11 protein-coding genes are annotated in these 15,186 nt (G+C 69.1%); 4 read left to right on the forward strand and 7 right to left on the reverse strand.

The features are described 5' to 3' along the window. Nucleotides 1–48 precede the first annotated feature (48 nt). Entirely contained in the window at nucleotides 49–2,469 is a 2,421-nt protein-coding gene (locus CACI_RS23140) for a beta-glucosidase family protein (protein ID WP_223297220.1), read from the forward strand. Nucleotides 2,470–2,474: 5 nt separating this feature from the next. Here CACI_RS23140 and CACI_RS23145 read toward each other — a convergent pair whose 3' ends face one another. Beyond that, a complete protein-coding gene (locus CACI_RS23145; protein ID WP_015793268.1) occupies nucleotides 2,475–2,663 on the reverse strand; it encodes a hypothetical protein in 189 nt (62 codons plus the stop codon). A 375-nt stretch (nucleotides 2,664–3,038) separates the two neighbouring features. Here CACI_RS23145 and CACI_RS23150 point away from each other — a divergent pair, with 375 nt between their 5' ends. Then, nucleotides 3,039–3,305, forward strand: coding sequence for a hypothetical protein (locus tag CACI_RS23150; protein ID WP_143765359.1), 267 nt, complete (start codon nucleotides 3,039–3,041; stop codon nucleotides 3,303–3,305). Here CACI_RS23150 and CACI_RS23155 read toward each other — a convergent pair. The 4 genes from CACI_RS23155 to yicI all read right to left on the reverse strand — a co-directional run bounded on the left by CACI_RS23155 (nucleotide 3,295) and on the right by yicI (nucleotide 9,444). After that, complete coding sequence (locus CACI_RS23155; RefSeq protein ID WP_015793270.1) at nucleotides 3,295–4,248, reverse strand: carbohydrate ABC transporter permease; 954 nt, start codon at nucleotides 4,246–4,248, stop codon at nucleotides 3,295–3,297. The two genes, CACI_RS23150 and CACI_RS23155, sit on opposite strands and share 11 nt — an antisense overlap. Beyond that, on the reverse strand, nucleotides 4,245–5,177 hold the full coding sequence (locus tag CACI_RS23160) for an ABC transporter permease (protein ID WP_015793271.1): 933 nt from the start codon (nucleotides 5,175–5,177) through the stop codon (nucleotides 4,245–4,247). The genes CACI_RS23155 and CACI_RS23160 overlap by 4 nt, the downstream gene beginning before the upstream one ends. A 59-nt stretch (nucleotides 5,178–5,236) precedes the next feature. Continuing rightward, complete coding sequence (locus CACI_RS51405; RefSeq protein ID WP_015793272.1) at nucleotides 5,237–6,934, reverse strand: type 2 periplasmic-binding domain-containing protein; 1,698 nt, start codon at nucleotides 6,932–6,934, stop codon at nucleotides 5,237–5,239. Nucleotides 6,935–7,128: 194 nt separating this feature from the next. After that, the gene (gene yicI / locus CACI_RS23170) at nucleotides 7,129–9,444 is read right to left on the reverse strand and encodes an alpha-xylosidase (RefSeq protein ID WP_015793273.1); all 2,316 of its coding nucleotides are present in this window, start codon (nucleotides 9,442–9,444) and stop codon (nucleotides 7,129–7,131) included. A gap of 261 nt (nucleotides 9,445–9,705) precedes the next feature. Here yicI and CACI_RS23175 point away from each other — a divergent pair, with 261 nt between their 5' ends. Together CACI_RS23175 and CACI_RS23180 are read left to right on the forward strand one after the other, a co-directional pair. After that, nucleotides 9,706–10,671 carry an acetylxylan esterase gene (locus tag CACI_RS23175; RefSeq protein ID WP_015793274.1) on the forward strand — a complete coding sequence of 322 codons (966 nt, stop codon included), beginning with the start codon at nucleotides 9,706–9,708 and terminating at the stop codon, nucleotides 10,669–10,671. A gap of 261 nt (nucleotides 10,672–10,932) precedes the next feature. Continuing rightward, nucleotides 10,933–13,149 (forward strand): carbohydrate-binding module family 20 domain-containing protein, encoded by a 2,217-nt coding sequence (locus CACI_RS23180; RefSeq protein ID WP_015793275.1) that lies wholly within the window; start codon nucleotides 10,933–10,935, stop codon nucleotides 13,147–13,149. A gap of 20 nt (nucleotides 13,150–13,169) precedes the next feature. Here the strand turns inward: CACI_RS23180 and CACI_RS23185 are convergent, their stop codons facing one another. Both CACI_RS23185 and CACI_RS23190 read right to left on the reverse strand, forming a co-directional pair. Further along, on the reverse strand, nucleotides 13,170–13,820 hold the full coding sequence (locus CACI_RS23185; protein WP_015793276.1) for a LysE family translocator: 651 nt from the start codon (nucleotides 13,818–13,820) through the stop codon (nucleotides 13,170–13,172). A 143-nt stretch (nucleotides 13,821–13,963) separates the two neighbouring features. Next, nucleotides 13,964–15,139 carry an ROK family protein gene (locus CACI_RS23190; protein WP_015793277.1) on the reverse strand — a complete coding sequence of 392 codons (1,176 nt, stop codon included), beginning with the start codon at nucleotides 15,137–15,139 and terminating at the stop codon, nucleotides 13,964–13,966. Nucleotides 15,140–15,186 lie beyond the last annotated feature (47 nt).

The raw sequence follows: 15,186 nt of genomic DNA on the forward strand, positions 1-15,186 counted from the left end.
ACCATCGAAGCGCTTCGATTCCGCTCCGCCCCGCTGAAGGACGATCCCGTGACCCAGGCCTCCTCCGATCCCGGCTCCCGCCCTCTCCCCGGTCCCCTCCCCCGCCCCGGCCACCGTGATGCCGCCGACATCCTGGCCCGGCTGACCCTGGCGGAGAAGATCGCGATGCTGCACCAGCACCAGCCGGCCGTCCCCCGGCTCGGGCTCGCGGCGTTCACCACCGGCTGCGAGGCGCTGCACGGCGTGGGCTGGATCGGGCGCGCGACGGTGTTCCCGCAGGCCGTCGGGCTCGGGGCGACGTGGGATCGGGAGCTGCTGCGGCGGGTCGGGCAGGCGGTGTCGAGCGAGGTGCGCGCGTTCCGTCAGGACACTGCGAAGGCGATGGCGAAGAACGAGGTCGCCGAGAAGTTCCCGATGGTGTCGCTGAACGTCTGGGCGCCGGTGGTGAACCTGCTGCGCGATCCGCGCTGGGGACGCAACGAGGAGGGGTACAGCGAGGACCCGTACGCCACCGGCGAGATGGCGATCGCCTACTGCCGCGGACTGCGCGGCGACGACCCGCGCGTGTGGCGCACCGCTCCCCTGCTGAAGCACTTCCTCGCCTACAACGCCGAGACCGACCGCGACATCGCCAGCGCCACGGTGCCCGAGCGGGTGCTGCACGAGTACGAGCTGCCGGCGTTCCGGCGGCCGATCGAGGACGGCGCGGTCGCGGGCGTGATGCCCGGATACAACCTGGTCAACGGGATCCCGAACCATGTCCACCCGCTGATCGGCTCCGCGTTGCGCGCGTGGGACGCGGAGCTGGCGGTGTGCTCGGACGCGCAGGCGCCGTCGAACCTGGTTGAGCGGGAGAAGTACTTCGATACGCACGTCGAGTCGCACGCCGCCGCGCTGCTGGCGGGGATCGACAGCTTCACGGACAACTCGCAGGACAGCGCGCCGACGATCGAGCGGTTCACTGAAGCTTTCACGCGCGGGTTGGTGTCCGAGGCGGATATCGACGCGGCGGTGGGGCGGGTGCTGCTGATGCGGCAGCGGACCGGGGAGTTCGATCCGGAGGGTGATCCGTACGCGGGGATCCGGGCGGAGGTGATCGCCTCCGCTGAGCACGCGGCGCTGGCTTTGGAGGCGGCGCGGGCGGGGGTGGTGCTGCTGCGGAACGAGGGGGGTGCGCCGCCGCTGGCTGAGTTCTCGGGGGCGATCGCGGTCGTCGGGCATCTCGGGTCGCGGGTGCTGACCGACTGGTATAGCGGGACGCTGCCTTACGCGGTCTCCATTGCCGAAGGGCTGGGGGCGGCTGCCGCGGTTGACGGGTCGGACACGGTGCTGCTGCGGTCGGCGGGTGGGGAGGGCGGCGAGTTCGGGCCGTTCAAGCACGTCGACTGGGGTACGAGCGTGCAGTGCCCGCAGGCTGTCCACACTTTCCAGTCTGTTGATTCAGGCCTGTACCTGACTGTCGGCGACGACTCGGTGGTGGACGCGGCTGCGGCTACGCCGGACGGCTGGGTCGTGCGGGAGCTGTTCGAGCTCGAGCATGTCGCGGGCGGTGTCGCGGTGCGGTCCAACGCGACCGGTCGGTACGTGCGCGTCGGCGCCGACGGCGTGTTGATCGCCGACTCGGACACACCCGAGGAGATCTTCACGCTCCAGGTACTCACCTCAGGCCTCGACGAAGCCGCCCGCGCGGCGGCGAGCGCCGAGCGAGTGGTCCTGGTCGTCGGCAACGACCCGCACATCAACGGCCGCGAGACCATCGACCGCGACAGCCTCGCGCTGCCGCCGCACCAGGAGGCCCTACTGGCCGCGGTCCACGCGGCGAACCCGGCCACGACACTGGTGATCGTCTCCAGCTACCCCTACGCGATCGACACACAGATCCCCACGATCCTGTGGACCTCCCACGCCGGCCAGGAACTCGGCACCGCCATCGCCGACATCCTCACCGGCGCCCACAACCCCTCCGCCCGCCTCCCCCAGACCTGGTACGCGAGCGCCGACGGCCTGCCCGACCCGTACGACTACGACATCATCGGCTCGGAGTGGACATACCAGTACTCCCGCCGCGACCACCTGTGGGCATTCGGCCACGGCCTCTCCTACACGGACTTCGAGTACTCAGACCTGACGCTCACGCGCTCCGACTCGGACTCGGACTCGGACTCGGACTCGACGCTCACGGCAACGCTGGAGGTCACCAACACCGGCACACGCGACGGAGCCGAAATCGTCCAGCTCTACACCCGCTCCCTCGACGGCGACCGCCGCCCCCTCCGCAAGCTCGCAGCCTTCACCAAGCTGCACCTACCAGCAGGCGAAAGCCAGACGGTCACCTTCGACGTGCCACTGACCGAGCTGGCCTTCTGGGACGAGGCAGCGCAGCACTTCGCCATCGACAAGGGCCGCTACGAGGTCCTCGTCGGCGCCTCGTCACAGGACATTCGGACGCGACAGGAGTTCTCGGCGTAAGAGCCCTACCCTGCGTCTATCCCCCGATCAACCTCCAGCGCCGGCCAGGTGACGATCAAAAACGTCGCCAGCGGCCCGAGGAACACCGAGGCCACGAACCAGTTCCAGCCGCTGCGGCCCTTTCCTTGCGCCAGGCCGGCGTTCACCAAGCTCAGCGTGAACCAGCCTGCGCCGGTGCTGACATAGCCGTCCATCCCCGCCCCCGTTTCACCATGGCCGAAGTGCCGGGCGTGCTGCCCGGCACTTGAGCGCCATGTCCTGCTTCCTGTTGTACTCGCTACCTGTTCTCGCTACCCCTTGATAGCCCCCGTCAACATTCCCTTCGAGAAGTGCTTCTGCGGGAACCGGCGTCGCGTCCCCGCCGTCGAACCGGGGTGACGAAACGACTCTGCGGCAGCGTGGCGAGATCACTCCTCCTCAGCCTCGGTGGCCTCGCCGCTCTGGCAGCCTGTGCTTCGTGTAGCTCTGTCCCGCGTGTTACCAATGCCGCCCCGCCTTTGGTGATCTGCGGAAAGACGCTGAGCAACTCGGCTGCGGGAGCAACCATCGAAAACGCGACCGCGCAGGATGTGACTGTCACCTCGGTCACCGTGGGGAATCTGATCTTCCTGCACGTCGCGTCCGGCTGCCGCACCGGCGCCGATGTCGCCGTTCAGCCGAGCGGCGCCGCGACCGTCGTCGACGACGCCCGCGCCTCGGACGGCCGGGACGTCGCGGTGGTGCTGCAGCCCCACCGCGACGCCTTCACCGTGCGTGCCACTCGCTCGCCGACCTCGACATCCCTCATCACCGTGCAGGGTCTCGGGCTGGCGGAGCAGGCCACCGTCACCCCTTGATAGCCCCCGTCAACATCCCCTTCGAGAAGTGCTTCTGCACGAAGGGCGTCAGCACGATGATCGGCACCAGCGACAGCGACACCACGCACATCTGCAAGCCGAGCTGCGAGGCGTTCTGCAGTCCGCCGATGCCTGTGGTGCCCATGCCGGGCATCTGGTTGCCTGAGTACGTGTACTCGTAGATCACCATCGCCAGCGGCCATTTGCGGCTGTCGGGTTCGTACAGCAGGGCGTTGAAGAAGGTGCCCCAGTAGGTCACGGCGTAGAACATCGTCATCACGGCGAGGACGGGGCGCGAGGTCGGGATGACTACTGACCAGAGGAGGCGCCATTCGTTGGCGCCGTCGAGGCGGGCGGCTTCGATCATCTCCGCGGCGGTGTTTTGGAAGAAGGAGCGGATGATGAGGATGTTGAAGACGTTCACCATGGAGGGGAGGATCATCGCCCACATGCTGCCGTAGAGCTTCAGGTCGCTGACCACCAGGAACGTCGGGATCAGGCCGCCGTTGAAGAACATGGTGACGATCAGCATCATCAGGAGTGGGCGCTGGCCGAAGGAGCGGGGGCGGGACAGGCCGTAGGCGGCCAGGACGCTGACCAGCATTGACAGGGCGGTGCCGATCAGGGTCACGAAGAGGCTGACGTAGAGGGCCTGGGAGACGGTGCCGCCGCTGAAGATGAGCTGGTAGTTCTGCAGGCTCAGGCCGTGGGGGACCAGGACCAGGCCGCCGGCGGCGTTGATGGAGCTCTTGGTGGAGAAGCTGGTGATCACCACGGCCCAGACCGGGACGATGACCAGGGCGCAGACGACGGTCAGGACCGTGCCCTTGCCGAACTGGCCGAACCAGGTCGGGCTCTCCTCCCAGACCTCGCGGCCCTTGGCTCGCTTGCGCGGGGCGGTGGTGACGGCGCGCGAGGGGGGCGACTGCGTTAATGAGCTCATTTTCTGTACAACCCGTCCTCACCGAATGCGTGCGCGAGTCTGTTGGCGCCCAGGATCAGGATCAGCGACAGGACTGCTTTGAACAGTCCCGCCGCGGCGCCGTAGCTGTAGTCGGCGCCCATGGTGGTCGCCGAGCCGAAGCCGCCGCCGATGCCGTAGATGTAGGAGTACGTGTCCAGGACGTCCGCGGCGCCCGCGCCGACCGCCTGGCGCTGGATCAGCATCTGCTCGAAGCCGACGCTCAGGGCGTTGCCCAGGCGCAGTACGAGCATCAGCACCACGATGCCGCGCAGGCCCGGCATCGTGATGTGCCGCATCCGCCGCCAGCGGCCGGCGCCGTCCACGGCCGCCGCCTCGTACAGCGACTGGTCGATGGCGGCCAGCGCGGCCAGGAAGACGATCAGTCCCCAGCCCGCTTCCTTCCACACCGCCTGCGCGGTGACCAGGTACTTGAAGGTGTGCGGGTCGGTCATGACGTTCCAGGAGGAGATCCCGTGCTTGTTCAGGAACACGTTCAGCACGCCCGCGCCGCCGAGGAACTCCTGGAAGATCGTGATGACCAGCACGTAGGAGAAGAAGTGCGGCAGGTACACCACGGCCTGGATGAAGCCGCGGACCTTCGAACTGAGCACCGTGTTGACCATCAGGGCCAGCGCGATCGGGAGCGGGAAGTACAGGACCAGCTGGACGAAGCTGATCACCAGCGTGTTCTCGAACGCGTGCCAGAAGTCGGGGTTGGCGACCAGCTGGCGGAACTCGTCCAGCCCGACGAAGTCGCTGTGGACCAGGCCCTGGTAGATGTCGTAGTGCTCGAAGGCCACGATGATGCCGGCCATCGGCAGGTAGTTGAACACCAGCAGCAGCGCCAGGGCCGGGATCGTCATCAGCAGCAGGGACTTGTCCCTGCGCAGCCGGATCCGCCAGGACATCCGCGGGCGCGGGCGGGCGCCGCGGCGGGTACGGGGCGGCGCCGTCGACACGCTCACTCTCAGTTCCCCGTGCCGTACTGCTTGGCGATGCCGTCGTAGAAGTCCCGCAGCTGGTTGCCGCCGGCGTTCTGCCAAGTGCTCAGCGCCGACTGGAAGTCCGCCACGCTCTTGCGGCCCATGCGCACGTCGGTGATGACCGCCTCCAGCGCCGTGCTCGCCTTCGCGGTCTGCGCCGGCTCGCTGATGTTCATCGCGTAGAACAGCGGCTTGTACGCGTGCTGCACCATGTCGCCCTGCCAGGCGGCGTAGTCCTTGGTGATCTGGTTGTAGCCGGCGTTGAACGTCACCGACTGGCAGTTGGCCAGCTGGTCCAGGGTGTCGGTGACGTCCTTGTTGCCCTGGTCGGTGAGGATCGGCGCGCCGCTGGTCATCGTGTAGTCCACGCCTTCCTTGCCGTACCGCGACACCAGGTACTCGGCGCTGCCGAACGGCGCGGCGAGGTAGTTGGCGATCCGCAGCAGCTCCTTGACCTGCGCGTCGGAGAGCTTCTTGTTCAGGTAGGAGAACATCCCGGCGCCCGGATACAGGGGCATCGTCGCCTTGCCGCCGTCGTAGGCGAAGATCTTGAAGGCCTGGCGCTCATAGGAGGGGTTGGCCGCGACGCCGCTTTGCGCGTCGCCCTTGTTCCACGCCCCGGTGCCGTCGGCGGTGATCACGGTCTTGCCGGCCCAGAAGCGGTTCTTGGCCTTCGAGGAGTCGCCGGCCAGCGCGTCGGGGTGGATCAGGCCGCCCTTGGCCAGGCCGTTGGCGAAGTTCAGCATCTCCAGGAACTCCGGCACCTCGTAGCCGTTGACCAGCTTGCCGGTGCTGTCGCGCTTCCAGCCGGTCCGCCCGTTGTTCGCCGGGACGTTGAACAGCTGGTAGAGGAAGGAGCTGAGGTCCTCGAAGGCGTACTGGCCCTTCGCCGGGACGGTGACCTGCTTGCCGACCGCCTTGAGGGTGTCGGCGGTGGTGACCGAGGCGGCGTCGATGCCGGCGGCCTTGAAGATGTCCGCGCGGTAGAACATCGCGCCGGGGATGCTGGCCGCCGAGGTCCACAGCGGGATGCCGTACAGCTTGCCGTTCCACACCGCGGCCTGCCAGCCGCCGGTCGGGATCGCGGCGAGGTTCGGGTAGTCCAGCACCTTGTCGCCGCCGAGGTAGGGCGTCAGGTCCTTGAAGAACTTGTCGACGCCCTCGGCGAAGTTCTGAATCGAGGAGACGTTCCAGCCGGGCACGTCCAGCCAGTCCGGGATGTTGCCGGAGGCGAAGCGGGTCGCCAGCATCGTGGCGAAGGTGGTGCCGTCGGACGGGCTGTCGGTGAGCGTCGCGCCCAGAGCCTGGTTCACCGCCGTGTAGTAGCTGTTCCCCGGCGCCGGGACCGAGCCCCAGATCGGCGAGACCGCCGAGTACGAGCCGCCGTTGCCGACCGCGCCGGTCACCGACTTCGGCGGGCTGGCCGGGTAGGACAGGAACGCCGGGTCGCTGGCCGCGCCGTTCGCGCCGGTGACCGAGGGGATGTCGGCGGTGACCGCGCTGCTCGGCTTGTACGTCGGCAGCACCGCCTGCACCGCGGACTTGGGCGCGACCCCGCTGGCCTTGGTCGCCGCCTTGCCGGAACCGCAGGCGGACAGCAGCGGAGCGGCGGCTATCGCTCCGCCGATCGCCGCGGAGGTCTTGAACACCTGGCGGCGGGAGAAGCCGTTCGAACTCGTCATGGGACCCTCCATCGAAACGGATGTGCGTGAAGTAGTACGGGAGTCGTACGTGAACCAGTACCGATCGTCGAAGCGCTTCAATGTTGCGTTGAGGTTAGGTCAGCCGCCCATTCGAGACAAGGGTGAGCGGTAACATGCGAAGCGCTTCGACAGGGCTCTGATGTCTGTCGCTGATGTCTGTTTCCGTGTCTGTCTCAGTCTTCAAGCGTCAGCACCACGGTGCCGGTCTCGGCGCGGACGACGGCGCCGAGCGGATCCGGCGTCACCGCACCGCCCTCGGCGCGCACGGCGCCGACCCCGGAGAGCTGCACCCTCCAGCCGTTCACGGTACCGGAGGAGGTGACGCGGATTTCGCGGCCGGTCCTGGTCGTGGTGAACGTCGCGAGCACGGAGCCGTCGGCCGCCGGGACGACCGTTGAAACTTCCGCGCCGTCGCCGAGTTCGGACACCCGCAGCGTGACGCCGGCGGCGTAGTCGTACTCCGGCCGGTCCTCGACCGCGCCGATCGGGATCACCGACCCCGGCCGGGCCAACAGCGGGACGCTGTCGAACCCGTGCTGTTCGCGGGCCCAGCGCGGCCCGACTACCTTCTCCCCCGTCACAAGGTGCGTCCACGTCCCCTCCGGCACGTAGTACCGCACGCTTCCGTCGGCGGTGAACACCGGCGCGACCAGCAGGTCGTCGCCGAGCATGTACTGCCGCTCCAGGTGCGTGCACGCCGGATCGTCTGGGAACTCCAGCACCATCGCCCGCATCACCGGCACACCGCCGGCGACGACCTGCTCCGCGCTCTTGAGCAGGTAGGGCATCAGGCGCGCCTTGAGCTTGGTGAAGCTCCGCAGCACGTCCACCGCTTCCTCGTCGAACAGCCAGGGGACGCGGTAGGACTCGTGGCCGTGCAGCCGGCTGTGCGAGGACAGCAGCCCGAAGGCGATCCAGCGCTTGAACACCGCCGGATCCGGCGTCCCCTCGAAGCCGCCGATGTCGTGGCTCCAGTAGCCGAACCCGGACAGACCCAGCGACAGCCCGCCGCGCAGGCTCTCAGCCATCGCCTCGAACGTGGACTCGCAGTCCCCGCCCCAGTGCACCGGGAACTGCTGCGAGCCGACGGTCGCCGAGCGGGCGAACACCAGCGCCTCGCCCTCGCCGCGCCGCTTGCGCAGCAGCTCGAAGACGGTCTGGTTGTAGTAGTAGGCGTAGAGGTTGTGCACGCGCTCGGGATCGGAGCCGTCGGCGTAGACCACGTCGGTCGGGATGCGCTCGCCGAAGTCGGACTTGAAGCAGTCCACGCCCATCTCGACCAGCGCGTCCAGCTTGCCCGCGTACCACTGCCGGGCCTCGGGGTTGGTGAAGTCGACGACCGCCAGCCCCGGCTGCCACAGGTCCCACTGCCAGACGTCGCCGTTGGCGCGCTTGAGCAGGTACCCGGCGGCCTTCGCCTCGGCGAACAGCGGCGAGCGCTGCGCTATATAAGGGTTGATCCACACGCATATCCGCAAGCCGCGGGCCTTCAGCCGCTCCAGCATGCCGCGCGGATCGGGGAACGTGCGCGGGTCCCACTCGAAGTCGCACCAGTTGAACTCGCGCATCCAGAACGAGTCGAAGTGGAACACCGACAGCGGCAGATCGCGCCGCACCATCTCGTCGATGAACCCCCCGACCGTCGCCTCGTCGTAGTCGGTGGTGAACGACGTGGACAGCCACAGCCCGTACGACCACGCCGGAACGCGCGGCGGACGTCCGGTCAGCGCGGTGTACTTGCTCAGGATCTCCCGGGGCGTGGGCCCGTAGATGAGGAAGTACTCCAGCTCCTGACCCTCGACGCTGAACTGGGCCCGGGCCACCGCCTCGGAGGCGACCTCGAAGGAGACCCGGCCGGGATGGTTGACGAACACCCCGTAGCCGGCGTTGGTCAGGAAGAACGGGACGTTCTTGTACGCCTGCTCGCTGGCCGTGCCGCCGTCGGCGTTCCAGCTGTCGACGGACTGCCCGTTCTTCACCAGCGGGCCGAAGCGCTCGCCGAGGCCGTAGACGAAGGCGTCGATCGCCAGGTCCAACTGCTCACGGACGAAGTGCTCGCCGTCGGCGGTGTCGATCGCGGCCATCGCCTTGGCGCCGCTGCCGGTCAGCCGCCTGCCCTCGGCCAGAAAGTCCAGGCTCCAACGCGGGCCCTTGGCGATGCGGGCGGTCAGAGCGCCGGAGGTGAAGGTCAGCGCGTCGTCGTCCTCGGCGATCACCGGGAGCTCCGATTCGCCGTCCATCAGCACGAAATCAGGCTTGCGGTCCTGCCCGGCGAAGTGCGTGACGGCGACCCGGATCACGTCGGGTATCGGCGCGCTGAACGCGACGGTGAGCGCCGGGCCGCGCAACAGGTCGTCGCGGTCGTGGAAGCGGTAGCAGGGGGCGTGGACGACCAGCGAGTCCGGACCGATCTGCCCGTCGAGCACCTGGGCGGGATAGACCGCCTGGACGCCGGGCCGCATCAGCCAGTAGCCATCGGTGAACTTCACGGGACTGCCTCTCGGGTCTTCGGGGTGGAGCGATCGAAGCGCTTCGATCTAGAGCGCCGACCTGACCACCGAGCAAACGTCGGTGCTCGTCGAACTTGTCGAAGCGCTTCAATGGTTCGTCATCGTAGAGGCGTGCCGATGCGCGAAACAACACCTGGCGGAAACTTTGTTGCCCTGGGATCGACGGCGGCGGTTCGCCGGAAAGCCGCGACGGCGGCCGATGTGTGACAGCGAAGGCGTTCGCCATTAATCTGCTCGCTCATGGCCTTCGTCGACATGACCTTGAAGAAGCTCCGGGACTATCTCCCGGCGCGCCCCGAGCCCACCGACTTCGACGCCTTCTGGGCCGCGACGCTCGCCGAGGCCCGCACGCACCCCCTCGCCGCGCGCTTCGAGCCGGTGGAAAGCCGGCTGAGCACCGTCGAGGTCGAGGACGTCACCTTCAGCGGCTTCGGCGGCCAGGCCGTCAAGGGCTGGCTGACACGCCCGGCGAACGCCGCCGGTCCGCTGCCGACCGTGGTCGAGTTCGTCGGCTACGGCGGCGGCCGCGGCCTGCCCCACGAGCGCCTGGTCTGGGCCAGCGCCGGCTACGCGCACCTGACGATGGACACCCGCGGGCAGGGCAGCGCCTGGCAGGTCGGCGACACCCCGGACGACGGACCGTCCGGCAACTCCCACCCCGGCTTCGCCACGCGCGGCGTCCTGGACCGCGACACGTACTACTACCGCCGGCTGTACACCGACGCCGTGCGCGCGCTGGAGGCCGCGCGGACGCATCCGTCGGTGGACCCGGCGCGCGTCCTGGTCGCCGGCGGCAGCCAGGGCGGCGGCATCGCGATCGCCGCCGCCGGGCTGGTCGGCGACCTCGCCGGCGTGGTCACGGACGTGCCGTTCATGCAGCACATCCGGCACGCGACCGAGATCACCGACGGCTACCCGTACAAGGAGATCGCAGAGTTCTGCAAGGTCCACCGCGACAAGGTGGAGCGCGTCTTCGACACCATCTCCTACGTCGACGGCGTGAACTTCGCCGCGCGCGCCAACGCCCCGGCGCTGTATTCGGTGGCGCTGATGGACGACGTGTGTCCGCCCTCGACGGTGTTCGCTTCCTTCAACCACTACGCCGGGCCGAAGGAGATCGAGGTGTATCCGTACAACGGGCACGAAGGGGGCGGCGCCCATCACGTCGCGCGCGCCCTGGAATTCGCGCAGTCGGTGGTCGGCTAGCAGCGCTAGCGCCGGGTAGCCGGCAGCGTCGCCGGCTCCAGCACCCCTTACCCGTCTTGCAGTCAGAGCCTTGTCGACCACGGTGTCGCCGGGGTGACCTGCGGGCGTCGCCAAGATCCCTTGCAAGTTTCAGAAAGATGACGCAAGGGCGTTGACTCGGTACCGGAGCCAGGAGCAATCTTCCTGGTGCGTCACCAGGTCAGCGGCCGCGACCCCGCGCACCCCCGATGATTCCCGACGATGTCGAAAGGCTCATCATCTATGAGTTCGTCCCCACGAACGCGTCCCCGCGGCCGGTCCTCAGGCCTGGTCGCACTGGTCGCGGCGGGAGCGCTGGCGCTCGGCGCCATCGCTTTCAGCACGTCTTTCAATACCGCGTTCGGCGCTCCGTCCGGCTCGGCCGCCGCCGCTGCCGCCGACGCGGCGTCCAACGACGTGATCGCGAACCTCTTCGAGTGGAACTGGCCGTCGGTCGCCACCGAGTGCACGACGGTCCTCGGGCCGAAGGGCTACGGCGCGGTGCAGGTCGCGCCGCCGCAGGACTCGATCCGGCTGGCCGGGTCCACCCACTCCTGGTGGGACGTCTACCAGCCGGTCGGCTATGACCTGAACAGCCGGATGGGCACCGAGGCGCAGTTCGCCTCGATGGTCTCGGCGTGCCATGCCGCCGGGGTGAAGGTGTACGCGGACACCGTCATCAACCACACGGCCGGGGCGAATCAGACCTCGACCGATTCCTACGGCGGCGACTCTTTCAACCCGGCGACCTACACGTACGGCTCGATGGGCTACACGAAGTCCGACTTCCACTTCGACCCGCCGTGCCCGAACTCCGACCTGAGCATCCAGGACTGGAACAGCGTCGCGCAGGTCCAGGAGTGCCAGCTGCTGTCGCTGTCGGACCTGTACACCGAGCAGGATTCCGTCCGCTCCACGCTGGCCGCCTACCTGAACAAGATGGAGGCCTACGGCGTCGACGGGTTCCGGGTGGACTCGGCCAAGCACATCGCGCAGGCCGACATGGCCGCGATCTTGAGCAAGGTGAACAACACCGCCGCCGGCGTGCGGCCGTACGTCATGCAGGAGGTCTACCCCGGCAGTAGCGGGCAGCTCGCACCGGCGGCGTTCGAGGGCAACGGCAACGTGCTGGGCTTCGACTACGCCTACGGCATCCGCAGCGCGTTCCTCGGCTCGATCACGAACCTGCGGACCTTCGGCCAGGGCTTCGAGCCGTCCGGTTCCGACGCGGTCATGGTCGCCAACCACGACCTGGAGCGCAACGGGACGTCGCTGAGCTACAAGGACGGCGCGGCCTACACCCTGGCCACCGAGTTCGAGCTCGCCTACGGCTGGGGCAGCACCCCGTCGGTGTACTCAGGGTTCGACTTCAGCAACAGCGACCAGTCGCCGCCGGCGGACGCCAACGGATTCGTCACCAACACCGTGTGCGGGACCGGGGCGTGGGAATGCCTGGACCGGAACCAGGGGGTCGCCAACCTGGTCGGGTTCCACAACGCCACGCGCGGGCAGGCGGTCGGGAACTGGTGGACTGACAACAACAACGCGATCGCGTTCTCACGCGGGTCGGCGGGCTGGATCTCGGTGAACAACGAGGGTTCGACGGTCAGCTCCAGCTACCAGACCGGGCTGCCGGCGGGGACGTACTGCGATCTGGTGCATGGAAACTTCGCCAATGGCTCGTGCACCGGGCCGACGGTAGTGGTCAGTGCCTCGGGGACGGCGACGGTGAGCACCGCGGCCAAGGACGCGGTGGCGATCGACGTCAATGCGGTGGTCGGGTCTTCGGGACCGCCGTCTTCGTCCTCGTCCGCGCCTTCGACGTCGCCGTCCACCTCGCCTTCCACGTCGCCGTCCTCGTCCGCGCCGCCCGCCGGACAGGTGGCCGAGACGTTCGCGGTGACCGGAGCGCCGAGCACCGCACCGATCTACCTGGTCGGATCGCTGTCTGCGCTGGGCAGCTGGGCTCCGGCGTCGGCGATTCCGCTGACGCAGCACGGCTCGCAGTGGTCGGGGACGGTCACGCTGCCCGCGTCCACGGCGTTCCAGTACAAGTACATCGCCAAGGACGCCGGCGGGAACGTCACCTGGGAGCAGGATCCGAACCACAGCGCGACCACCGGCACTTCCGGCGCGACACTCACCGACACCTGGCACGGCGCGAGTTCGGCCGTGAGCGCCACGTTCTCGGTGAACGCCACGACGTGGGTCGGGCAGAACGTGTATGTGGTCGGCTCGATACCGGCGCTGGGCAGCTGGAACCCCGCGAGCGCGATCGCGCTGTCCTCGGCGGCCTATCCGGTGTGGCGCGGGACGGTGACGCTGCCCCCGAACACGGCGGTCGAGTACAAGTACATCAAGAAGGATCCGGACGGCACGGTCGAGTGGGAGTCCGGCGCCAACCGGACGTACACCTCACCGGCGTCGGGAGCCGTGACGTTGAGCGACAGCTGGAAGTAGCGCGGGTCGGCGTACCCGGCTCAGTGGGCCTTCGCAGTGGCGTGCGAGGGCCCGCTGACCGCCGCCGCGACCCCCAGCCCGATGTACACGCAACCGGCGACGATCTGCTGGCGCCGCACCACCTTCGGCTTGCGCAGCAGCGTCTGCGCGACGCCGCCGGCCAGCGCCGCGTAGCAGCAGTCGCTGACGAGCGTGATCGCGACGACCAGCGTGCCCAGGATGAGCATCTGCACGGCGACCGCGCCGTGTCCCGGGCTCACGAACTGCGGCAGGAAGGAGAAGAAGAACAGCGCCGCCTTGGGATTCAGCACCCCGACCACCACGCCCTGCCCATACAGCCGGGACAACGGCTTGGGCGCCACATCTCCGGTCTCAGAGGGCAGCGACCGGTCCAGCAGCCGCCGCACCCCGAGGTACACCAGGTACGCCGCACCGGCGAAGCGCACGACGTCATAGGCGATCTCGGACGTCGCCAACAGCGCCGAGAGCCCGAAGGCCGCCGCGATCACCAGCGCCTGATTCCCACACGCGACGCCGAGCCCCGAGGCCATCCCGGCCCGCCGGGTCTGGTCCACGCTCCGCGTCACGATGAACACCACCGCCGGACCCGGCACCAGCGCGAAGATCAGCGCCGCACCCGCCACCAGCATGAGTTGCGACATCGTCACCATCAGACCTCCCGAGCCACCGGGCGCGCTGCGGGGTCACCGCGCCAGGGGGGTGATTATGCGCGGTGGGGTGAAGGCGGGCCAGTGATTTTCCACCGCGCGAGAGCGAAAGCACGGCAAGCGCCCTGCGACGGCGGAGCGCATCCTCACGCCGCGATCGGCGGCGGCGCCAGCGGCTCGGAGATCCCCGTCGCGAAGTAGCGCGCCTCGATCGCGTCGAGGGCGACGCGCACCGCGCCGAGCACCACCCACTCGGCGTCCAGGCTGGAGGCGACGACCGGCGGGACCCGGATGCAGTCCCGTTCCAGCTCGGCGGTGAGGCGGTCCAGGACCAGGTCGGCCGAGCGGGAGATGCCGCCGCCGAAGACCACCAGCTCCGGGTCGAAGGTGAGGACCAGGGCCGCGATGCCGCCGGCCAGGGCGCGGACGAAGCGCTCGGTCGCCACCAGGGCGGTCGGGTCGCCGGCGCGGGCCCGGGAGAAGACGAATTCCGCCGTCTGCTCCAGGCGGACCTCTTCGTCCAGGCCTGAGAAGCCCAGCAGGTGGGTCGGCGCCTCGGCCCAGCCGGAGGAGGGCAGGGCGCCGATCTCGCCGGCGGCGCCGGTGTGCCCGCGCAGCAGGCGTCCGCCGACGAAGACGCCGTTGCCGGTGCGGAAGCCGGCGTGGATGTAGACCATGTCCTCGACGTCGCGGCCGGCGCCGCGCCAGCGTTCGGCCAGCGCCGCGGCGCGGCCGTCGTTCTCGGCGACGACCGGGCAGCGGACGGTGTCGGCGAAGGCGGCGGGGATGTCGATGCCGGTCCAGCCGGGCAGCGCGACCGACAACGCGACGCGTCCGGAGTGCTCGATGACGCCGGTACTGGCCACACCGAGCTGGCTGAGCCGAGCCGGTTCCAGTCCAGCGGCAGTGCACGCCTCGGTCAGGGTCGCCTTCGCCGAGGCGAGCCGTTCGGCGGCGGGGGTGGACGGGCTCACCGTGATCCGGCTGCGGCCGCGCACCTCGCCGTCCAGGTCGGCGACCAGCGCGGTGATCGCGTGGGCGCCGATGTCGAGCCCTGCGACGCTGCCGGCTTCGGCCCGGAAGCGGAAGGCGCGCGCCGGGCGTCCGACGCCGTTCGGCTCGGCCGGCGCCACCGCGGCGACCCAGCCGATCTCGGTGAGCTCGTCGGCCAGCGTCTGCACGATCGGCCGCGACAGCCCGGTCTGCCGGGCCAGCGCGGTGAGCGGCTGCGGCCCGGTCCGGCGCAGCGCGTCCACGACCGACAGCAGCCGCAGCCGGCGCAGCAGCACGGCGTCGGCGCCGTTGACACTCAGCTCAGTCATCTTCCACCCCGGACCGTCCCGCCCCACGCCGTCGAATATTCACCATG

Origin of the sequence: Catenulispora acidiphila DSM 44928, from assembly GCF_000024025.1 — a bacterium.
Lineage (GTDB): Bacteria > Actinomycetota > Actinomycetes > Streptomycetales > Catenulisporaceae > Catenulispora > Catenulispora acidiphila.

What these genes read in the sequence shown, in the direction of transcription:
- CACI_RS23180 (WP_015793275.1), top strand. Translation starts at nt 10,933, where the DNA reads ATGAGTTCGTCCCCACGAACGCGTCCCCGCGGCCGGTCCTCAGGCCTG.
- CACI_RS51405 (WP_015793272.1), bottom strand. Translation starts at nt 6,934, where the DNA reads ATGACGAGTTCGAACGGCTTCTCCCGCCGCCAGGTGTTCAAGACCTCC.
- CACI_RS23160 (WP_015793271.1), bottom strand. Translation starts at nt 5,177, where the DNA reads ATGTCCTGGCGGATCCGGCTGCGCAGGGACAAGTCCCTGCTGCTGATG.
- CACI_RS23155 (WP_015793270.1), bottom strand. Translation starts at nt 4,248, where the DNA reads ATGAGCTCATTAACGCAGTCGCCCCCCTCGCGCGCCGTCACCACCGCC.
- CACI_RS23190 (WP_015793277.1), bottom strand. Translation starts at nt 15,139, where the DNA reads ATGACTGAGCTGAGTGTCAACGGCGCCGACGCCGTGCTGCTGCGCCGG.
- CACI_RS23145 (WP_015793268.1), bottom strand. Translation starts at nt 2,663, where the DNA reads ATGGACGGCTATGTCAGCACCGGCGCAGGCTGGTTCACGCTGAGCTTG.
- CACI_RS23175 (WP_015793274.1), top strand. Translation starts at nt 9,706, where the DNA reads ATGGCCTTCGTCGACATGACCTTGAAGAAGCTCCGGGACTATCTCCCG.
- CACI_RS23185 (WP_015793276.1), bottom strand. Translation starts at nt 13,820, where the DNA reads ATGGTGACGATGTCGCAACTCATGCTGGTGGCGGGTGCGGCGCTGATC.